We start from the raw sequence: 21,691 nt of genomic DNA on the forward strand, positions 1-21,691 counted from the left end.
CTGATGTCTGAATTTGTAACTGTAGCTCGCCCCTACGCCAAAGCAGCTTTTGACTTTGCTGTTGAGCACCAGGCGGTTGATCGTTGGCAGGATATGCTAGCGTTTACTGCCCAAGTGACGCGCAATGAACAGATCGCTGAATTGCTTTCCGGTGCTGTTGCACCAGAAACAATGTCTAAGACGTTTATTGCAGTCTGTGGTGATCAGCTCGATGAATCCGCACAGAACTTCATTCGAGTTATGGCGGAGAATGGCCGTTTACTGGTTCTTCCTGAGGTGCTACAGCAGTTTATTCAACTGCGTGCCTCGCTGGAGTCGACCGTCGACGTCGAAGTGAGCTCTGCGAGCCCACTGAAAGACGAACAGCTAGCTAAAATTGCTGCTGCGATGGAAAAACGTCTATCACGCAAAGTTAAGCTGAATTGCAAAATCGATAAGTCCGTAATGGCCGGCGTAGTAATACGTGCAGGCGATATGGTGATAGATGGCAGCGTTCGCGGTCGTCTAGAACGCCTGGCGGACGTCTTGCAGTCTTAAGGGGACTGGAGCATATGCAACTGAATTCCACCGAAATCAGCGAACTGATCAAGCAGCGCATTGCTCAGTTCAATGTGGTGAGCGAAGCTCACAATGAAGGTACTATTGTTTCCGTTAGTGACGGGATCATTCGCGTACACGGCTTAGCCGATGTTATGCAGGGCGAGATGATCGCACTGCCAGGCAACCGTTACGCAATCGCACTGAACCTGGAGCGCGACTCCGTAGGTGCTGTAGTTATGGGTCCGTACGCCGATCTTGCCGAAGGCATGAAGGTTAAATGTACTGGCCGTATCCTGGAAGTTCCCGTCGGTCGTGGCCTGTTGGGTCGCGTCGTCAATACTCTGGGTGAACCTATTGATGGTAAAGGTCCGGTAGAAAACGACGGCTTCTCAGCTGTTGAAGCTATCGCACCTGGCGTTATCGAACGTCAATCCGTTGATGAGCCTGTTCAGACGGGCTATAAGTCAGTGGATGCCATGATCCCAATTGGTCGTGGCCAGCGTGAATTGATCATCGGTGACCGTCAGACAGGTAAAACTGCTTTGGCGATTGATGCGATCATCAACCAACGCGATTCCGGCATCAAATGTGTGTATGTTGCTATCGGCCAGAAAGCCTCTACTGTTGCTAACGTAGTGCGTAAACTGGAAGAGCATGGCGCTTTGGCTAATACCATTGTGGTTGTAGCTACCGCCTCAGAATCTGCAGCATTGCAGTACCTGGCACCTTACTCCGGTTGTGCTATGGGTGAATATTTCCGCGACCGCGGTGAAGATGCGCTGATTATTTATGATGACCTGTCTAAACAGGCTGTTGCATATCGTCAAATCTCCTTGCTGCTCCGTCGTCCACCAGGTCGTGAAGCTTACCCTGGCGACGTATTCTACCTCCACTCCCGTTTGCTGGAGCGTGCTGCGCGTGTTAACGCCGACTACGTTGAAGCCTTTACCAAGGGTGAAGTGAAAGGTAAAACCGGTTCTTTGACCGCATTGCCAATCATTGAAACTCAAGCAGGGGACGTTTCCGCGTTCGTTCCGACTAACGTAATTTCGATTACCGATGGTCAGATCTTCCTGGAATCCAGCCTGTTTAACGCCGGTATTCGTCCTGCGGTTAACCCAGGTATCTCCGTATCTCGTGTGGGTGGTGCAGCGCAAACCAAGATCATGAAAAAACTGTCCGGTGGTATTCGTACTGCTCTGGCACAGTATCGTGAACTTGCTGCGTTCTCCCAGTTCGCATCCGATTTGGATGATGCAACACGTAAACAGCTGAGCCACGGTCAGAAAGTGACCGAGCTTCTGAAACAGAAACAATACGCACCGATGTCTGTTGCGCAGCAATCTCTGGTTCTGTTCGCAGCTGAACGTGGTTATCTGGGTGATGTTGAGTTGGCGAAGGTAGGTAGCTTTGAAGCTGCGCTGTTAGCGTTTGCTGACCGTGAGCATGCCGAGCTTCTGCAACAAATCAACCAAACTGGCGCGTACAACGATGAGATCGAGGGCAAGCTGAAAGGCATCCTTGATACATTTAAGGCAACCCAGTCCTGGTAACGCTATGCGGCCTTGCTTTTCATTAGAAAAGCAGGCCGTCTGGTAATGAGGAGAAGCAGAAATGGCCGGCGCAAAAGAGATACGTTCCAAGATCGCCAGCGTGCAAAACACGCAAAAGATCACCAAAGCCATGGAGATGGTCGCCGCCTCCAAAATGCGTAAATCGCAGGAACGCATGGCGGCCAGCCGTCCTTATGCAGAAACTATGCGTAGTGTGATTGGTCACCTTGCGTTAGGTAATCTGGAATATAAACATCCGTACCTGGAAGAGCGTGACGTTAAGCGCGTTGGGTATCTGGTGGTTTCTACAGACCGTGGCTTGTGCGGTGGTTTGAACATTAACCTGTTCAAAAGACTGTTGGCTGAGATGAAAGGTTGGTCTGAAAAAGGCGTTGAATGTGATTTAGCGCTGATTGGATCAAAAGCAGCTTCTTTCTTTGGTTCCGTGGGTGGCAAGATTGTCGCTCAGGTTACTGGCATGGGGGATAACCCTTCCTTGTCAGAGCTTATCGGGCCAGTCAAAGTGATGCTGCAAGCCTATGATGAAGGTCGTCTGGATAAGCTGTATATCGTTAATAACAAGTTTATCAATACGATGTCTCAGGAACCACGGATCATGCAGCTACTACCGCTTCCGCCTGCGGAAGATGGTGAGCTGAAGAAGAAATCCTGGGATTACCTGTATGAACCCGATCCTAAAGCATTGCTGGATACCCTCCTGCGTCGCTATGTGGAATCGCAAGTTTATCAGGGCGTCGTTGAAAACCTGGCCAGCGAGCAGGCCGCGCGAATGGTAGCGATGAAAGCCGCCACCGATAACGGCGGTAGTCTGATCAAAGAGCTGCAGTTGGTTTACAACAAGGCTCGTCAGGCCAGCATCACTCAGGAACTCACCGAGATCGTCGGGGGAGCCTCCGCGGTTTAACCAGGTTATTACCCTAAATAGTTCAGATTGCGAAACGGCGGCAACTGAGCAAATCCCCTGGCGCTTGCTAATAAAGTAAGCAACTGGGGTGAGAAAAAGCAGCCAACGCCCCAGCAATTTGAAGTATGACGGGTAAACGTATTACGTAGAGGATTCAAGATGGCTACTGGAAAGATTATCCAGGTAATCGGCGCCGTAGTGGACGTCGAATTCCCCCAAGACGCTGTACCAAAAGTGTACAACGCCCTTGAGGTTGAAGGCACTGCTGAGAAGCTGGTGCTGGAAGTTCAGCAACAGCTAGGCGGTGGTGTTGTTCGTTGTATCGCAATGGGCTCTTCCGATGGTCTGAGCCGCGGGTTGAAAGTCATCAACCTGGAACACCCAATTGAAGTGCCGGTTGGTAAATCAACTCTGGGCCGTATCATGAACGTATTGGGTGACCCAATCGACATGAAAGGTCCGATCGGTGAAGAAGAGCGTTGGGCAATCCACCGTGAAGCGCCTTCTTACGAAGAGCTTGCCAGCTCACAAGATTTGTTAGAAACCGGTATCAAAGTAATGGACTTGATTTGCCCGTTCGCTAAGGGCGGTAAAGTGGGTCTGTTTGGTGGTGCGGGTGTTGGTAAAACAGTAAACATGATGGAGCTTATTCGTAACATCGCGATCGAGCACTCAGGTTATTCTGTATTTGCCGGTGTGGGTGAGCGTACTCGTGAGGGTAACGACTTCTACCACGAGATGACGGACTCCAACGTTCTGGACAAAGTATCTTTGGTGTATGGCCAGATGAATGAGCCACCAGGTAACCGTCTGCGCGTTGCTCTGACCGGCCTGACCATGGCGGAGAAATTCCGTGATGAAGGTCGTGACGTACTGTTGTTCATCGATAACATCTATCGCTATACCTTGGCCGGTACGGAAGTATCCGCACTGCTGGGTCGTATGCCATCAGCGGTAGGCTACCAGCCAACGCTGGCAGAAGAGATGGGTGTGTTGCAGGAACGTATTACGTCCACCAAGACGGGTTCAATCACTTCTGTTCAGGCCGTTTACGTGCCTGCGGATGACTTGACTGACCCATCACCAGCAACCACCTTTGCTCACTTGGATGCAACCGTCGTTTTGAGTCGTCAAATCGCCTCTTTGGGTATTTACCCTGCGGTTGACCCACTTGACTCCACCAGCCGTCAGCTTGATCCGCTGGTTGTTGGCCAGGAGCACTACGATGTAGCGCGTGGCGTGCAGTCTATTCTGCAACGTTACCAGGAGCTGAAAGACATCATCGCAATCTTGGGTATGGACGAGTTGTCAGAAGATGACAAACTGGTTGTATCCCGTGCGCGTAAAATTCAGCGCTTCCTGTCTCAACCGTTCTTCGTGGCAGAAGTCTTTACCGGTTCACCGGGCAAGTTCGTTTCGCTGAAAGATACCATTCGTGGTTTCAAAGGCATCATGAACGGCGACTATGACCACTTGCCGGAGCAGGCGTTCTACATGGTTGGCACCATTGAAGAAGCAGTGGAAAAAGCCAAGAAACTGTAACGCTGTTGACTGGAGGGTGACATGGCTGCAATGACTTACCATCTGGATGTTGTGAGCGCAGAGAAGAAGATGTTCTCTGGCGTGGTACAAAAAATTCAGGTGACGGGTAGTGAAGGCGAACTTGGGATTTTCCCTGGTCACGCCCCACTGCTCACTGCCATTAAGCCTGGCATGATACGTATCGTGAAGCAGTTCGGTGAGGAAGAGTTTATTTATCTTTCTGGCGGCATCCTTGAGGTGCAACCGAGCGTTGTGATCGTATTGGCTGACACAGCTATTCGCGGAACTGATCTGGACGAAGCTAAAGCGCTGGAATCTAAGCGTAAAGCCGAAGATCATATCAACAACTCCCACGGCGACGTCGACTATGCTCAGGCATCCGCTGAATTGGCGAAGGCGATTGCGAAATTACGCGTAATCGAACTGACCAGGAAGGCGATGTAATTTTATACTAATGGGTTGCGTTAACTCGTTGATTTATAAAATTACTATATATACTCAGGTCATTGGGGTTGCAGGTAGGTAGCAAGCTAACGCTACTGCAACTTCCAGTACGAAGGTATAAATAAAAAATAGAATGCCAGTCAGTAAATCTGATTGGCATTTTTTTTTACCTATACATCAGATAACACAGATACTCGCCTTTGGTTTATCTCCCTTAATCCGCTTTCCTACTATTTAGTTAAGCCTCAGCTAAACTCAAAGCGTTTCTTTCTGAAAACTCTTGTTTCTTGTCGTAAAATAAGTGGTTAATAGCGTAAATATGTACATGTGTTTTGACAAAAACAGCACGGGAAGCGTCGCTGATCGCAGACACTTTTCGCCCCATTTTTTCGTTACATGACGAGTAGCAACAACCCTTTAACCATGCGGGTTGAGTACATTTTTCGTTGAGAAATATGTAGTAATTATTTCGCTAAACAGGTTTACTTCCGTCTATTAAATTGGAGTTATCAGGTTGCTTATGTCTAACAGCTCAATGAGTGTAGTCATCCTTGCCGCAGGTAAGGGAACACGCATGTATTCCGACCTTCCTAAGGTGTTACACCCATTGGCAGGTAAGCCGATGGTTCAGCATGTTATTGATGCGGCCATGAAGCTGGGTGCAAAAAACGTTCATCTGGTTTATGGGCACGGCGGCGATCTGCTGAAAAAGACGCTATCCGATCCCTCTTTGAACTGGGTATTACAAGCTGAACAGTTGGGTACCGGGCACGCGATGCAACAAGCCGCACCGCACTTTGCTGACGATGAAGATGTGCTGATGCTATACGGCGATGTGCCGTTGATCTCTGTGGATACCTTACAGCGACTGCTGGCGGCGAAGCCACAAGGCGGCATTGGCTTGTTGACCGTGAAGCTGGATAACCCAAGTGGTTATGGCCGTATCGTGCGTGAGAATGGCGACGTGGTGGGGATTGTTGAGCATAAAGATGCCAGTGATGCACAGCGCGAAATTAATGAAATCAACACCGGAATACTGGTTGCTAATGGGCGTGATCTAAAGCGCTGGCTATCACTGTTGGATAACAATAATGCTCAAGGTGAGTTTTATATCACCGATATTATTGCATTGGCACATGCTGATGGTAAGAAGGTTGCTGCGGTTCACCCCGCTCGGTTGAGTGAGGTTGAAGGGGTAAATAACCGCCTGCAACTCGCTGCTCTAGAGCGTGTATACCAGTCTGAGCAGGCTGAGAAACTGTTATTGGCCGGTGTGATGTTACTGGATCCCGCGCGCTTTGATTTGCGCGGAGAATTAACACATGGTCGTGATATTACTATCGATACCAATGTCATCATTGAAGGTCATGTGACTTTAGGTGATCGGGTTCGTATTGGTAGCGGATGCGTACTGAAAAATTGTGTGATCGGTGATGATTCTGACATTAGCCCATATAGCGTATTAGAAAACTCACGCCTGGATACTGGCTGCTCTGTTGGGCCATTTGCCCGCCTGCGCCCAGGTGCTGAATTAGCTGAAGGCGCACATGTTGGTAACTTCGTTGAAATCAAAAATACCCGCTTGGGTAAAGGCTCGAAAGCGGGTCATCTTTCCTATTTGGGCGATGCCGAGATTGGTTCGGGCGTAAATATTGGCGCAGGAACCATAACTTGCAACTATGATGGAGCTAATAAGTTTAAAACTATTATTGGCGATGATGTCTTTGTTGGGTCCGATACTCAATTGGTCGCGCCGGTCACTGTTGCAAAGGGTGCCACTATCGCTGCGGGAACTACCGTAACTCGCGATATTGCGGAAAATGAGTTAGTGCTTAGCCGTGTTAAACAAGTCCATGTTCAGGGCTGGCAGCGTCCGGTGAAGAAAAAATAAGCTATACCCGTTATATTTCAAGCTGCATGTGCGTTGGCTGCGTTCAATCACCCCAGTTACTTACTGGTCGTTGACCTTAAAATAAGTAAGCTTCTGGGGATCTGCTCAATTGCTGCCTTCCTGCAACTCGAATTATTTAGGTTATATTAAAACAGCCCCTTCAATATCGTTTATTCTTTGAAGGGATGTTTTGCCCTGTGTTTTTGGTTTATCTATTGATGCTGAAAACACAGAGCAAAACATAATAATCCCCAACTCTACAGGCTCGGGGAACCCGGAAAATCCGGAAAATCAGGTCACTGACATCGACAAGGTTCTAAAAGAACCTTACATAGGAATAAAATAGATGTGTGGAATTGTTGGCGCAGTAGCGCAACGTGATATCGCTGAGATTCTGATCGAAGGTTTACGTCGTCTTGAATACCGTGGCTATGACTCTGCTGGTTTAGCAGTGGTTGACGTTGAAGGTAATATGACGCGTTTACGTCGGGTGGGTAAAGTACAGGCGCTGTCTGATGCTGCCGAAAATCAGGCTTTACATGGTGGCACCGGGATTGCACATACCCGTTGGGCTACCCATGGTGAGCCATCGGAAGCCAATGCGCACCCTCATGTTTCTGACTATATCTCTGTGGTACACAACGGCATTATTGAGAATCACGAACCTTTACGTGAATTACTGATTGGTCGTGGCTACCGTTTCAGTTCTGAAACAGATACTGAAGTTATTGCTCACTTGGTGCACTGGGAGCTACAGCAAGGTGGATCTTTGCTGGAAGTGGTTAAGCGTGTTATCCCGCAATTACGTGGCGCTTACGGCACTGTCGTTATGGATAGTCGTGACCCAAGTCGTTTGGTGGCTGCGCGTTCCGGTAGCCCATTAGTGATTGGTTGTGGTGTAGGTGAAAACTTTATTGCCTCTGACCAACTGGCGTTATTACCCGTGACTCGCCGCTTCATCTTCTTGGAAGAAGGTGATGTGGTTGAAGTAACTCGCCGTAGCATCGCAATTTTTGATAAACAGGGTAATGCTATTGAGCGCCCTGAAATTGAATCTCAGGTGCAGTACGATGCCGGTGATAAAGGTGTTTACCGCCATTACATGCAGAAAGAGATTTATGAACAGCCAATGGCGATTAAAAATACGCTGGAAGGCCGTTTAAATCATGGTGTAATTGATTTATCTGAACTTGGCCCTAAAGCGGATGCATTATTGGCAAATGTTCAACATATTCAAATTATTGCCTGTGGTACCTCTTATAACTCAGGCATGGTTTCGCGTTATTGGTTTGAATCATTAGCCGGTGTGCCTTGTGACGTAGAGATTGCGTCTGAGTTCCGTTACCGCAAATCCGCTGTGCGCCCAAACAGCCTGTTGATCACCTTGTCACAATCAGGTGAAACTGCCGATACCTTAGCTGCTCTGCGCTTATCAAAAGAGTTGGGGTATTTGGGGTCGCTGGCTATTTGTAACGTCGCTGGCTCATCGCTGGTGCGTGAATCAGATTTAGCGTTAATGACCAAAGCCGGTACTGAGATTGGCGTAGCATCAACGAAAGCCTTTACCACTCAGTTGACAGTATTACTGATGCTGGTGGGGCGTATTGGCAAGCTGAAGGGCGCTGATGCCAGTCTGGAGCAGAATATTGTTCATGCGTTACAGGCTCTACCTGCTCGTATTGAACAGATGTTGTCTCTGGATAAAACCATTGAAGCGCTGGCTGAAGGTTTCTCTGATAAACACAATGCCTTGTTCCTTGGTCGCGGTGATCAATATCCGATTGCGATGGAAGGCGCGCTGAAACTTAAAGAGATCTCTTATATTCACGCTGAAGCTTATGCTGCAGGTGAGTTGAAGCACGGTCCATTGGCATTGATTGATGCTGATATGCCGGTCATCGTGGTTGCGCCAAATAATGAATTGTTGGAAAAACTGAAATCCAACATTGAAGAAGTGCGTGCCCGTGGCGGTTTGCTGTATGTGTTTGCTGATCAAGATGCCGGTTTCACTGACAGTGAAGGGATGAAAATCATTCAGTTACCACATGTAGAAGAGATTATCGCGCCTATCTTCTATACCGTGCCACTACAGTTACTCTCTTACCATGTCGCGCTAATTAAAGGCACCGACGTGGACCAGCCACGTAACTTGGCAAAATCAGTCACGGTTGAATAAGCTGCGATAGATATAGCACAAAATATTGTGGGCGGATGAAATAGCCGTTAACTCGAAAAGTCCGGTTATGCTGTTTAAAAGCATACCGGATTTTTTTATGACCAAATTAAAACAGTCATTGTCAGGAATCGGCAAAAGTTACGTTGCCGGTTTTTTAGATAGCTGCCGCTATCATCAGTTTATATATAAAAACACAATATATTACCCAACGACACTTTAATGCCACAGCGTCGTTGGGAGAGTGTCAAGGGACATAAATAATTTCGAAGGTCGAGGTTAAATCTCTAAGCTCTTTCCTTGCCCCATCCTGGTAATGAATCTGCACATCATAATGGTAGATCAGCTTTTCTTGCGGATTAAGAATGAGTTGCAAGGCCGACACTTTCACTTCTAAGGTTTTGGTAGGCTGCTCGCTATTCAGTGCTATCGTCTGGTGGTTGATACTGATTAGTATCTGTTCTATGGGTTTCGGGCCGGTGGGATCATAAGCACCCTGGCTGCTGATAAACTTCAGCGTTTTGACAATTTCAACTGGGGTGGAATTATCGATAAATAGCTGGGGATTATTTTTATATGCAACCGGCATCCTGAGCTGTACCGGGATATTGTCAGGGCTAAAGCCTTCCTGTTTAACTTCCAGCTCGCCATTGAGCAACAGATGCTGTGCCGTGGTATCAAACAGCGCATCCCAAATTTTTGCAAACTGCGCCGATGGCAGCGTGAACGAATCAATAATACCGCTTTGCAGGTTTACTATTGCGTTGGTTTCTTCGGTTTTCCCCGCCGGTAATGACAACCGTAGTTTAAGGCTATGCGCACTGGAAAAAGGGATCAACTTACCCTGTGGCTGGGATTGGATAAAGGTAGTTTCGGCGTCGCTAATGCGTTGTCTGTCCACCTTGGGTAGCAAGAAATAGTCAAAGGTCACATTAAACTGAGCCACCTCTGTTGCCCCTTCTGGTGCAGAAAAGGAGATCGACAACATGGGTTTATTATTGTCATTGCTGTTACTGGCCAGTTGAAACGTATCGGGTAAATAATAAAGATAATCTTTACGAATATTATCCTGATAATAGTTATACCAGTATTGATGATATTCTATTGGTGTGAGAATTAATTCAAGACGTGGATTCGGTGGCGCAATGCCGCGGTAGATATAAGGATAATAATTTTCCGCAAAATAAAATATTTTAGGATCAGTAATAGTATTCAGCAGGCCGGTATCAGATTTGATGGCGATCACCAACGTGGTTTGCGCATCGTAGTTGGATAAGGCTCTTAATAACGCATCTCGCTGCTCAAGTCGGGTTAGTTTTAGTTGAGCCTGATATTGCCGTTCAGCTTTGAGTGCCACGTCCTGAAATATCATTTCATTGAATTTGCCAAACTGATTGAAATTGAGCACTACATAAGGCATTTCCTGAATGTTTTTGTTGAGAAAAAAACTCAGTACCATCGTCCAACTAATGCCATCTGTTATGGTTTCAATCTGATAGCGTATTTCGCCAGAGACATTCTCGGTACTGACCTGTGCTATCAATTCATCGGATAATGGCGTTAGAGTTGTCCATAATTTTCTGGTCAGATTAACATTGTCGGTAAACTGCTGCTGCGCGTTTTCCAGAATAATTTTGTTTAGCGTGACCAGATCATTGAGAAAGATGTTCATAGGTATCCTTCGTATCATAGAGAACAGAACAACGCCTTAGCGCTGATAAATAGGATGAGGTCCACAGATACTGCCCATCGTGACGACGATAGAGTGGTATTTCCCTAGCACTATTGGCAAGCTGCCATTTTTTTAACGGCGTAATAATGTCAGATAGTGTATCGATACCGATATTTTGGGCATATTCAAGTGTGGACAACCATTCGGCGGGATGAGCGTAGTAGGGGGTTAATTGGGTTATTCTCTGATATTCGTTTTGGCTCCAGACGACGGCTTTATTCAGCATGGTGATAATACGATAATAAGCCGGTAGGGTTGCGCATTGTTCGCCATAAAAACGATACAGTAAAATTAGCGCATTGGTATTAACACAGCAGTCGAGCTGGCTAATCTCATTATTTTGTTTCATCCAAGTGTGGAAGGTTTGACATTCAGCCCATTGATGCTGTGGTTCGGTAAGTCGGGCATCAACCTTCTGTAGCTGATAGCCATTCATCTCAATCAGCGTCAGGCGAACGGCGTCAGGCGAAATACGGCCAAATTTGTATAACATTTCGGTAATTATCGCCGTGTCATCAATATCGGCGTCAATCATCTGGCCGTTCATCCAACGGGGATGAGCGTGACGAGGCCAGAAACTGAAATGACCGGGGCGGGTTTCACAACTAGCGAGAAAATCCAGCGCGCGATCAATATAGGAAGCCGTTTGCTCGGTGTAGTCGAGCGTCCTTAATACCTGAGCAGTGACAAAAGCATTGGCATCCTGATGCCACTGGCCGTCGGGTGTTCTGACGCTGGACAGGAATGCCCCGTTTTCTGATTGCTGTTGTCGGAGGATTGCATCTGGCGACATGCCACGCGGCGGCGGCGGGCTACGGTCTGGTAGGGCAACCTCGCGCCAAAGGTCGTTCTGCGGGCTGAAGGTACAACTGACGCCGCACCTTGCCTGTGCATCAACCGTAAAGCCGATGACATTAAACTGAAGAGGCACATTCTCCTTGAGCAACGCTTGTAGCAGCGGCATGGGCTGTGCCACGTGCTGCAATAGCTCACCAATCTTGATGGCAGCCTGCGCGTTGCCGCCTAAAAAGCGCGGCGCCATAGTAAACAGGCTAAAACTTTCCAACTGGCGTCGATGGTTATAGACCAGGCTGAAACCATAGGTGGTGGCGGGGAATTCATCTGGATTAGGCATGTTAGCTAATACCTGCCTGAGCAGCGCGGCCAGCGGAGGAAACCCACGTTCAATACCAAATAACCGCATAACGTTGGCAATGTCTGCCAGCGTTATTTCTGCGCTGTGCCACTGATAATAATATTCAGTTGGTGTGTCAGGGTTATCTGGGTAATAGCCAATCATCAACAGCGATAGCCCGGCTGCGGTTAACTGATGCAGGGGATAATCGCTATTGGCGTGATTTAGCGGGGAGGCATACAGAGCGATTAATGCTTGATTATTTGGCGGTACTTCGGAGTAAACCTTGGTTTTAATGCCGTCAGCGGTATATTTCCGCCCCAACCATGAGCCAAATTTTAGCGCTTGGGTAGGCGTATCCGGCCGTTGTATTCGAGCAATGTGTGCGAAGCAGGATGCAGACGAGTCTGACGAGGCGTGTGGGTAATTTTCCGCACTGAAGGCCCCAATATCACGAGCCTGGGTGAATAGCGGGAGAAAAGTATCAAACGTGCAAGCCACAGCCTGCGGTTTTATGCTGGATGTCGTGAACTCCAGTGGGCAACCGTTATAAGCCAATAGACTGGTATTAAATGCCGCAGACAGCAGCCCCGATGCCATCCGTTTCTGGCTAAAACGGTGAATGTCGGGTAATAGCGTGCCTGCTAAATCCGGCACATGATGGCATAAAGTGGTTACCAGGGCGTCCAATGCCTCTGGTAACACCGCAACGCGTTCAACCATGATTATTTACCGTAGCTCATGTCGGAATAACGATGGCAGGCGGATTATCTGTACCGTCGACCAACCGGGTATGCCCGCCGACCTCAAGATAGGTAATCGTATAATGAACCGTCCAGGGTTTCTCTGTCAGGCAGCGATACTTGAAGGTTTGCGCTTTGGTTTTATCGGGATTAAAGGAGAACTTCTTGGTTTTCTTTTGTTCTTTGTCATCAAGATAAGTGAGTTCAACCAGCACCTGATTGTATTTATCCCAGGAGAACTGGCGATCGAGGAAAATATCAATTTCATTGAAAGTGAGTAAATTACTCGGATCGAGACCGATGGTGGTAGAAGCGGTTTTGAATTTTGACTGATAGCTGCTGTTACCTTCCCAGCCGGAGCTGCTCGCTGATTTAAAAATAAACTCGCCTTGAATATCGAGTAATTCATTTTTGTCTTTGCTTCTGGCAATATTTTTCCGCCATTCTTTACCGTCCTCGGTAAAGGCATCACTGGTATAGACATTGTTATTGTAGCTGGCTTGAAATGCTGCCGCTTTGATACCGAACTCTTCAAAGCCATCAGGGCCGAAGATTTGCAGTTCGATTTTCTGAAAGAACGGATCATTGACGTTTACTTCAATAAAATAAGGTTTATCTTTTTGGGCTTTTAACGTGTCGGTGCCGATAAAGTTTTGTGGTACGGCGGCCTGAGTAATCGCTTTTGATGAAGTGTAGTTAAAGGATAAGGTTTTATGCTCGGTAATGTTGACCACTTTTAATTCCAATGATGCGCAGGGGAAAAGACCGCCTTTCCCTTTTTCATCTTTACTGCCAATCAATGATTCCAGAATGGAAGCGCTGGCTGATTTTGCCTGCTCATTACTTTCTGCGTTTGGTTTAATGGTTGCGTTGAAAAATATCTTTAGTAGTTCTTCTTTGACAAACTGTAATGCCCACTCTTTTTCTTTGGTCGCCTGATCGCCGGGCATACTTTCGGTCACTTTAATCACGAGTTTTTGATCTTGCTCCAGTTTCTTAATCACGCTGTCAAAGCCGAGCCAAAAACTTGCCGGTGTCTCGACCGGAATAGGAATATTAATGCCAAACTTAGCACCGAATTCCTTATAAACGCTGTCAAATTCCGCTGTAACATCCACTTTCAATGCTGGGGTGATACCGGTATAAGTGAGGTTGTAAGCCACCGCCGCTGGTGCCTGCGCTTGATTAAACGCAGCCTCCAGAATAACCGCCTGTTGTGGCGTCAGTTTGGCACTGAAAATGGCGGTGTTATTACCAAATAGGCTAGAGCTTTGTGCGCTAATCAACTGGCCGTTGGAATTTTGTGCATCCAGAACAAAAAAGTTCACGGTACCGTTGTTAAACGGTACTGGCGCTTTACGGGCATTTTGCGGCTTGATCTTCAGTTTATTCAGGTAATCGGTAAACGCAGTATTGAGTTCGCCTTCATCGACGGCAGTATTGACCTCAAAATTGATGTATCCTCCCTGTTGGTTGGCGTCATCACCGGTGTATTTAATTAATGAAAATACCGGTTTCCCATCACGTACGGCAATATGAATATCACCGGGCAAATACCAAAATTGGTTTTCATCTGAATCATCAGAAAAAAACGTGATGTTTTTAATCGTGGCGGTTTTTTCTCTCAGTAATAACATGATATTTCCTCATGGTCAGTTGGTAATATAGATCTGATCTTCATCGGTAATGAATTCTTTATTTTCAATGCCGCCGTCATTATCAATAATCATGATGTCGAGATTAATAAACAGTAATGTCGGGTCGGGTTGATCTGCGCTAAATAATGCAGATTCTGACTGGTCTTCAGAGAAATAAAATGCTTCCTTTAACGTGTTCATGGCGAATTGGTTATAGCAGTAAGTCACATTGACTAGAACCTGTGTGATTCTTTCCCAGTCAAACGCTGGGGTGATTTTCAGCGTTCTTTGTTTATAGAGTCGTGAAGATATGCTGACATCCTGGCTGGTGGGTTGGTCTAACCTTACTGGTATATGGGGAGTGTTAGCGCTAATGCTATATTCTTTGATTACCGAAAAAGTATAGCATTCAGGATCTGGTAGCATGATGCTGTATTCTTCTGACGGTTTTTTCTCGGTGATGTGGAAGTTTTTTGATGTGCTGTTTTCTTTGTTTTCAATATGGGTACAGGTGATATTTACCAATATTGATGTATACCATGCCCAGTTGAATCTTTTTTCTGTGGCAATAACGAAATGATAACGGCTATATAACGATTCAATGTCTAAAAAAATTTCGGTTAAGGATGTGCTCATGATGGCTGAACTGACAAACATCACACCACCGACCGGATGGTTAAAATATAATGTGAACTGATACTCCACCGGCCAGGACATTTTTTTTGTTATAGGGTCGATAATGGCGGAAAAATGGAACGTTTTGGCCGCCATATTATTTCTGGAAAAAACTAACGGGGACCGCGTGTTACCATAAGTCAAATTGAGCGCCACCAATTGAATATTTTCGTCTAACTCAGATGTCAGCAGTTGAGCTTTTATGCTGCGGTAAGAGAAAAAATCATCCTGAAGCTCGTGATAGCTTACGACGTCGATGGCATCATAATGGCTCTGGCTAACCAATGTGGCAAAAAGCGCTTGAGGATAGAGAGATCGCCGCACTACCGTAGTTTCGGTGATTCGGGCACTGAGCGTGCGTTTATCAATATCTTTAACTGAGATGTTTTGTAATTGGAAACCAAATTTAGGCGCGGGGGCTGTTTTTATTTGACCAAATACTGGGGTGAAAAATTCGCAAGTCAGAATCGTGCTCAATTCAGCCGTGGCTTGTTTCATATAATGGTCGGGGTTGGTATTTCTTACCTTGATAGTAACCAGCTTATTACTGATTAAGGTTTCGGAAATATCATCAATATTAAAAGAAAAAATCAGCGCATTAAAACCGAATGAGATTTTCAGATATTCATATACCTGATCCCATTGGGCATCAAGTTCAAAGGTTGAGGGGGGTAATTGTTGCAGGTAGTCGATTTTATAACTGACGGCAATCGGTGCTGATTCCGGTTGCTGAAGCAGCGCGACGATTCGCTCAATATCATTCGTATCAGTCAGTGCGGCCATGATGTAGCAAAACTGATTATTCCCCAGCGAGGTGTGATTCAGCAGTTGAGGCATAGCTTGTGGAATACTGAGCGTGGCAGTGCTGGCAATAATTTGTAAGGGGAGCAGGGTCGCGTCCGGCGGAATATCGGGATTATCCCGCGCCGCTGCCTGTGCAGCAGCCATACTGCTGTTCAGTTGCGTCTGCAATGAGAGTATTGCGTAGTAAGTCGTCGGTTGTGCGGTGGCGCTGCTCCTGAATATTTGATAATGCACTTCGGGAATAGCCTGCTCATTTACCAAAATACTGGGTGCCAACGCGCTATAATAATAAACTTGGCTACCTGGCATTGCATTAATAAAACCGATAGTTTGTTCCGTTATTCTGTTATCCATGGGGGTGTCCATGTTGAATAAAAAACAATCAACCGAGCATCAGTCATCAATGCAATGACCGATGCTCTGCCTATCCAATAGTAATGAACACTGTTCATCACCGCCTCAACGGGAGGGCCGGTTCAGAGGCAGCACATCTGGCCGCCGCTACACCAGAAGAATGACGGGCCATTAACACTTCACCACCACCGCGACCGATGAACCGGTTACCTTGCCCTCAATTGGCTTGGGATCGCGCTCATCATTGTAAATAATGGTGCCGCTATAGGTGATTTCAGGAATGTCATCTGTGCCATCGGGTAAAAATTCGAAGGTAAGGTCGCGGCGGGTGGTGGTATCCACGAGATCTTTTTCTTCCAGATTAATCGATTTAGTCTGTTTAAACTTGTAGGTCTTATAGTTCACCATCATGTCGAAGATGATAATTAGTACATCTTTCTTCGGTGCGATGAAAAATATGGAGTAGGTCGTTTTCCTCGGTAAGGCATTCATTATTTGAATCTGGTTCGCACGGGTGCCACCATATCCGGGCAATTGCGGAGATGGTTCAATACCTGGTTCGATGTAAGTAAAATTACCACCATCCCGGGTATAATAACTGGTGGTGAAATAAATGGGATTCTCTGGCTTCATGCCTACTGGATAAATAAAAGGTTTTGGCTGCGTGGAAACATTCAATACCTGAGTATCGCTTTTTAATTCTACGCCATGCGCTGGATCGGAATATTGGGCTTTCAATAGCACCTGGTTGAATGTTTCCCATGCCTGTGTATCAAGTAACGAATCAATTTGCGCGTAGACAATACCGCATTGTGCCATGTTGATATATTGAACCAGACTATCAATTATATCTATTTTACCTGAATGATAGGGTTTTGAATGCAACCCTGAGAAATTCACCGTATATGAATAGCTGTAGGTGCGCCCCAGTTTTTTATCAATATACCATTTCTCGGTTTTTTGCGACGCGGTGTTTTTTCTGTCGAAGCGGAGTGTGCTGACATGGTTATCATCATATTTTGCGATAACAATAATATTTTCAATATCATATTTATCCAGGTCCTGACTGACATAAAATTCGGGTTGAATAAACTGAAAGAAGGGATCATTAAGATCGTATTCTTTGAAATAGTCATCGACCTTCTCAGCACCGACAATAGAAAGGATGGACGGCAACTGAGTCTGCGGCGCGATGGAAAAAGGAACGACACGATTTTCTTCAAATATTCGGGTGAAATCCTGCGTATTTTTCAGACTTTCTTTAAATTTATCAAAATTACCTGCATCGTTCAGCAAATCCATACTCATATCCAGCCCTGTCTGGCTAGACAATATTTGTTGAAGCTGTGTTTGTCCCCAGTCCTCGAAGGTTTTTATCCAAGCGCTATATTGATCATCTTTCATGCCCATTTCTTGCGCGCTGAGGCTGGTAATGACAGAAACCTTGGCAGCACCTTTCTCGGAAAACTCACGGGTGATTTCTTTTTCATCCGCAGACCAGGTATGACGGGTAATGGTCTGCGTCACTTCTTTCATTTTCTCACTGTTGTAGGTGACAATAACTTTTACTGCCGGCAGAGAGGCATCCAGCGTGAAGTTATAACGAATCCCGACACTGGCGTTACTCGGCGTTCCTTTTAATACATTCTCAAACAGGGTTGCTCCCAGCCCCGTTAGCGACATGCTAAATACAGTATCGTTATTCCCCAAACCAGAGGGACTCAGTGGTGTGGGCATCTGACAGTAAAATACTTTGTTCTCATTGATGATCAATGAGGCCTGCGCTGAGGTATAGCGGGGTTGGCGCAATTCTATTTTACGCGCATTATCGGGCATCAGTTGACCAAGAAATTGATCGTCACCCGCGTCAGGGTTATAAGCGAGTATATATTTTTTTGCTTGCTCTTCGGTTAATCCAGCATTTTGAAAAGCTTTAATTTTGGCATCTTGATTGGCTTTATTGGTCGGATCGGAATTAAATAATTCTTCAGCTTTAATATACTGGACGATAAGTTTTGATTTCGCCACAAGTTGCGGTGATATCCCACTATAAAGCTGTGCTTTTATTTTGTCGGCTTCGCTTTCTGATGGCACAGGAAGTTTGACGGTAAACTGTGCGTATCCGCCTTGTTGCTCTTCTTTACGATATTTATAGAATAAGAAGTCAGGTTTATTTTCCTGACCAGAAAATACTGGAGTTTCAGGAATAACATAAAAAATATTTTTATCTTCGCTATCGCCATAGCAGGTATAGGTATATACCTTGACGCCTAAGTGTTCTTTGGTATCTATTTTAATCGAATGCTGGATGGCTGTGGTTAACATAGCTTATTCCTCTTAACTCATGGTTATTTTTTGTATTGAAGTTCAATACGGAATGAGGTCGATTGCTGTACACCTGAATCGTAATTTCTGCTTATAAATGACGACGTTTTTCCCTGCCAGTGGTATTCAATACGGCCATTCAAGCTATTTGACTGGGTATTGAGTAACCAAGTGGTTTGCCACTGCTGATCGGAAAATGAAAAATTAAAGGTAGCGCGTTTGGCCTGACCTTCTGGGACGTAATTGGCACTGCCTGAAATCGTCTTAAAATCAGATTGTAAGTGGCGGGCATCAAAGGTCACTTCATGAAACCCGATATCCTGAACGGTCAGGTTGATGTCTGCTTGCCACTGGCGCGTGATATTAATGAATGAATAGTCGGAAAAGGTGACCTTGATATTTATCTCATTCACGCGACTATCGGCGGTGACGGTGAGAGGAGGAAAGTTTGGCCACTGCATGGGTATTTTTTTATCCGCCCACGTCAGTTCAATCGACATAATCATAAATTTGCTGGCATTGAAATCCAGGCTGACTTTGCAGGTATGCTGTTTTCCCGGATCGTCAGGTTGTTTTCGTTGAGGCTCAGGCAGCGGCGAAGGGTCATAGGAAATAAGTTTATTGGCGATAAAGCCGCTAAATAGCGTCGCGATATCCTGTTCGTCGATCAGTTCATAAGATTGGGGCAGGCTGCTTTCGTAAGAAAAATCATAGTCAATTCTGGTGGGTATCTCATCAATATGCGAGATATTGGCGAGCGTATTACTGAGGATGCTGGCAGCGAGATCGACCAGATTTTTTCTCACGGTCTCTTTGGTCTGCGGCGACGGGGTATTTTTAAACTCCTCGTCCAGCACGACGATACCAGCAGTAATTTGCTTGTCGAGTAGCTGCGCAATAGCTTCTGGTGTGCGGGTTTTGGTGTTAAACGCCAGTATTAGAAACTGCCGCCAGTCGCTGTTGAGACGGGCATTAACCGTAGTGCTTACCGTGAATTGTGTGTGGGTGGCAAGAAAAACCCGCTTCGCGTTGCCCTGTATGGCCTCAGTCAACTCTATCCCTTCCGAATGGGTGGTTGACATAGAGTTTCCTTCAAACTCAACCAGATAGGTGGCGTCACCCAGCGGCTCATGAAAGCGCAAGAAAATCGCCGTCTTCGCAGTACACTGCTTAAGGGTGATGTTACCGCCTGAGTGGGAGATATGTGTCTGAATATACTGTTGTATAGCTTGGGTATTGAGGGGAACTAACGGTGTAATCAGGATGACGAGGCCGCCTGCCGGACTGGTGGTAAGGTGAAAACCACTGGTTTTATTTCCCCGATCGTCATGAACTATCTCAGGCGTGAAGCAGCCGTAGGTATAGTCATTGGGCGGGCACCGCTGATCGTGAAAGACGAAAGCTCGATCAAGCAAAAAAAAGGACGCCAGATTTTTTTCAGGATTTAATGATTCAGTCTTCATTTTCAACCTCAAGTGTAATGGTTTGATTGCCCGTCACATAGTCCGACCATTGACCGTTACTGGTTTTATAACGAAACCCTGCCGCGTAAATAGATGTGACATTCCATTGATATTCATAGCAATTATCCTGCTGCGTAAACGTATGATCGCGCGTTTGCGTTTCACCCTGAGCTTGAAATCGTAACGTGACATAACGGATGCCAGTAGCAAACCGGGCGATAATGGTGGCGTGCTGCGCACCAAACTGAGGAAAACTATAAACACCGATGGTGGCTGACTGGATGATTGGCATATCGAGCACCACTGAGGCGGCGCTATCGTTATCCCAGGCGGTCAGCTTGGCATAGGCATCACGTCCCGTTATCGGATAACTGAAACAGGGCGAAGCCAGTGTGAGTTCAAAGGGTTCTGACAGGTTAGCGGAGGAGTAGTGGCCTGTGAGCATACTGTGTTGTGCGAATGTCGGATCGATATTGAGGGTCAGGAACTGACAAGGAAGGCTGGAATAATCCAGCGTCAGTATTTTGTTATTACTGGTTCGTTGCTCGCTGACGAGGGAGAGATATCCATTGGCGGTTGGGTAGCTAACGCGAATGTGGTACTGATATTCGCCATTCAAGCTGAACGTATTATTAATAAATGTGAAGGCCAAATAACTCTGACTGGGTATCAATAGCAGGGTTTGCTGTTGTCCAGCAGGATAAAGCTCGCCCGGAGGTAAAATGATTTGTATATCAATAAACGCCCCGTCTTTAAGACCCTGTGGGAAAGCGTAAAGGATGTTAATCCGCAGGCTACCGTCTGGCAGCGCAGGTGCGGTTATCTGGTGGATAACCTGTTCGGGAGCCTCTTTGGCAATTTGTTGTGCCGTGGCAAAGGGATCCAATAAAAAGCAGATGGGACGCTGGGTTAGCTCAACGCGTTTTAAATCAATTATCAGACGACGCTGTTTCTGGGGGAGCAACAGACAAATATAAGTAGTATTGGTGTTGGCGTTACCGATATAGGGCGATCCCAACGTGTTGAACAGACGATCGAGCAAAGCCTGCGCGAATAATAGCGCTTCTGCCGGGTTGGTTGAGGAGAAGGCTGGCGAGATTAGCAGCGGTAGCCGGGACAGATTTTCGTACATGTACTGAGTAAGCAACATGTAGGGAAACGCGATCCGGTTGTTGGACACCGGTTGGGCGTCTTTAACATTGGCCGCCAGTTCGGCAATTAACTGGCCGGGATCGCAATCTAGTGTGTAGTTCAGCCGTGGCGATACACCTTCGACAAAGCCATCGATACGAGCATTAAAGCCAACAATATTATCCAGCAACGTTTTTTTCATCAGTTGCGTGGTATCTGCATCAAGCGAGATCAAAAATTGAATCGACTGCGCCGAATACCAGGTCGGATCGTAATCCTGATGGGTTAATGCTGAATCATGGTCAGGTGGTGAGCGGAAACTTAGCTTATAGGGGATAACCGGCAAACCTTGGATAGCCTTCCCTGGGTGTTGGCGATTGAATGCCTCAAGTGCGCCGCCGCTGGCAAATTGTAGCTCAGCGGTAAAATCAAGGTCGCCGTAGATAATGTTGCTGCTTAGGCTGAGGATCACATCCAGTGCAAAGGCCAACGGATCACCAGCAATCAGGACGAAGGGTTCTGGATATAAATAATAGACATCAGACTGCTGACAGACGGCAACGACGCGCAGCTTGTCATCGGTGATAATTTGCTGAAAATCAGGATAACCAATAAACATATCAA

Annotated in this window: 14 protein-coding genes; 7 read left to right on the forward strand and 7 right to left on the reverse strand. The window is 46.5% G+C overall.

Annotation, left to right across the window (positions count from 1 at the left end; all coding sequences use genetic code 11):
* Positions 1-3: 3 nt before the first annotated feature.
* The 7 genes from atpH to glmS all read left to right on the forward strand — a co-directional run bounded on the left by atpH (position 4) and on the right by glmS (position 9,071).
* A complete protein-coding gene (atpH, locus tag V1953_RS21335) occupies positions 4-537 on the forward strand; it encodes a F0F1 ATP synthase subunit delta (RefSeq protein ID WP_005186689.1) in 534 nt (177 codons plus the stop codon).
* 14 nt (positions 538-551) lie between these two features.
* The gene (atpA, locus tag V1953_RS21340; protein ID WP_004703877.1) at positions 552-2,093 is read left to right on the forward strand and encodes a F0F1 ATP synthase subunit alpha; all 1,542 of its coding nucleotides are present in this window, start codon (positions 552-554) and stop codon (positions 2,091-2,093) included.
* 61 nt (positions 2,094-2,154) lie between these two features.
* Complete coding sequence (atpG, locus tag V1953_RS21345; RefSeq protein ID WP_002220756.1) at positions 2,155-3,018, forward strand: F0F1 ATP synthase subunit gamma; 864 nt, start codon at positions 2,155-2,157, stop codon at positions 3,016-3,018.
* A 159-nt stretch (positions 3,019-3,177) separates the two neighbouring features.
* Positions 3,178-4,560, forward strand: coding sequence for a F0F1 ATP synthase subunit beta (gene atpD, locus V1953_RS21350; protein WP_083161584.1), 1,383 nt, complete (start codon positions 3,178-3,180; stop codon positions 4,558-4,560).
* A gap of 21 nt (positions 4,561-4,581) precedes the next feature.
* On the forward strand, positions 4,582-5,004 hold the full coding sequence (locus V1953_RS21355) for a F0F1 ATP synthase subunit epsilon (RefSeq protein WP_004393020.1): 423 nt from the start codon (positions 4,582-4,584) through the stop codon (positions 5,002-5,004).
* 520 nt (positions 5,005-5,524) lie between these two features.
* On the forward strand, positions 5,525-6,895 hold the full coding sequence (glmU, locus tag V1953_RS21360) for a bifunctional UDP-N-acetylglucosamine diphosphorylase/glucosamine-1-phosphate N-acetyltransferase GlmU (RefSeq protein ID WP_083161583.1): 1,371 nt from the start codon (positions 5,525-5,527) through the stop codon (positions 6,893-6,895).
* A 346-nt stretch (positions 6,896-7,241) separates the two neighbouring features.
* Positions 7,242-9,071, forward strand: coding sequence for a glutamine--fructose-6-phosphate transaminase (isomerizing) (gene glmS / locus V1953_RS21365; RefSeq protein ID WP_442851276.1), 1,830 nt, complete (start codon positions 7,242-7,244; stop codon positions 9,069-9,071).
* Between the two features lie 244 nt (positions 9,072-9,315).
* Here the strand turns inward: glmS and V1953_RS21370 are convergent, their stop codons facing one another.
* The 7 genes from V1953_RS21370 to V1953_RS21400 form a co-directional block, all read right to left on the reverse strand.
* Positions 9,316-10,740, reverse strand: a complete 1,425-nt coding sequence (locus V1953_RS21370) for a hypothetical protein (protein WP_442851277.1) — start codon at positions 10,738-10,740, stop codon at positions 9,316-9,318.
* On the reverse strand, positions 10,721-12,658 hold the full coding sequence (locus V1953_RS21375; protein WP_442851278.1) for a hypothetical protein: 1,938 nt from the start codon (positions 12,656-12,658) through the stop codon (positions 10,721-10,723). The genes V1953_RS21370 and V1953_RS21375 overlap by 20 nt, the downstream gene beginning before the upstream one ends.
* Positions 12,659-12,674: 16 nt before the next feature.
* Positions 12,675-14,315: a hypothetical protein gene (locus V1953_RS21380; RefSeq protein ID WP_442851279.1), complete on the reverse strand. Its 1,641-nt coding sequence runs from the start codon at positions 14,313-14,315 to the stop codon at positions 12,675-12,677.
* Positions 14,316-14,330: 15 nt separating this feature from the next.
* Entirely contained in the window at positions 14,331-16,148 is a 1,818-nt protein-coding gene (locus V1953_RS21385) for a hypothetical protein (RefSeq protein WP_442851280.1), read from the reverse strand.
* A gap of 171 nt (positions 16,149-16,319) precedes the next feature.
* On the reverse strand, positions 16,320-18,473 hold the full coding sequence (locus V1953_RS21390) for a hypothetical protein (RefSeq protein ID WP_442851281.1): 2,154 nt from the start codon (positions 18,471-18,473) through the stop codon (positions 16,320-16,322).
* Positions 18,474-18,496: 23 nt separating this feature from the next.
* Positions 18,497-19,936 carry a hypothetical protein gene (locus V1953_RS21395; RefSeq protein ID WP_372569826.1) on the reverse strand — a complete coding sequence of 480 codons (1,440 nt, stop codon included), beginning with the start codon at positions 19,934-19,936 and terminating at the stop codon, positions 18,497-18,499.
* Complete coding sequence (locus tag V1953_RS21400) at positions 19,926-21,686, reverse strand: hypothetical protein (protein WP_442851282.1); 1,761 nt, start codon at positions 21,684-21,686, stop codon at positions 19,926-19,928. Before V1953_RS21400 ends, V1953_RS21395 begins: the two co-directional genes overlap by 11 nt.
* Positions 21,687-21,691 lie beyond the last annotated feature (5 nt).

This window comes from Yersinia sp. 2541 StPb PI (assembly GCF_052217145.1).
GTDB classification, from domain to species: domain Bacteria; phylum Pseudomonadota; class Gammaproteobacteria; order Enterobacterales; family Enterobacteriaceae; genus Yersinia; species Yersinia enterocolitica_E.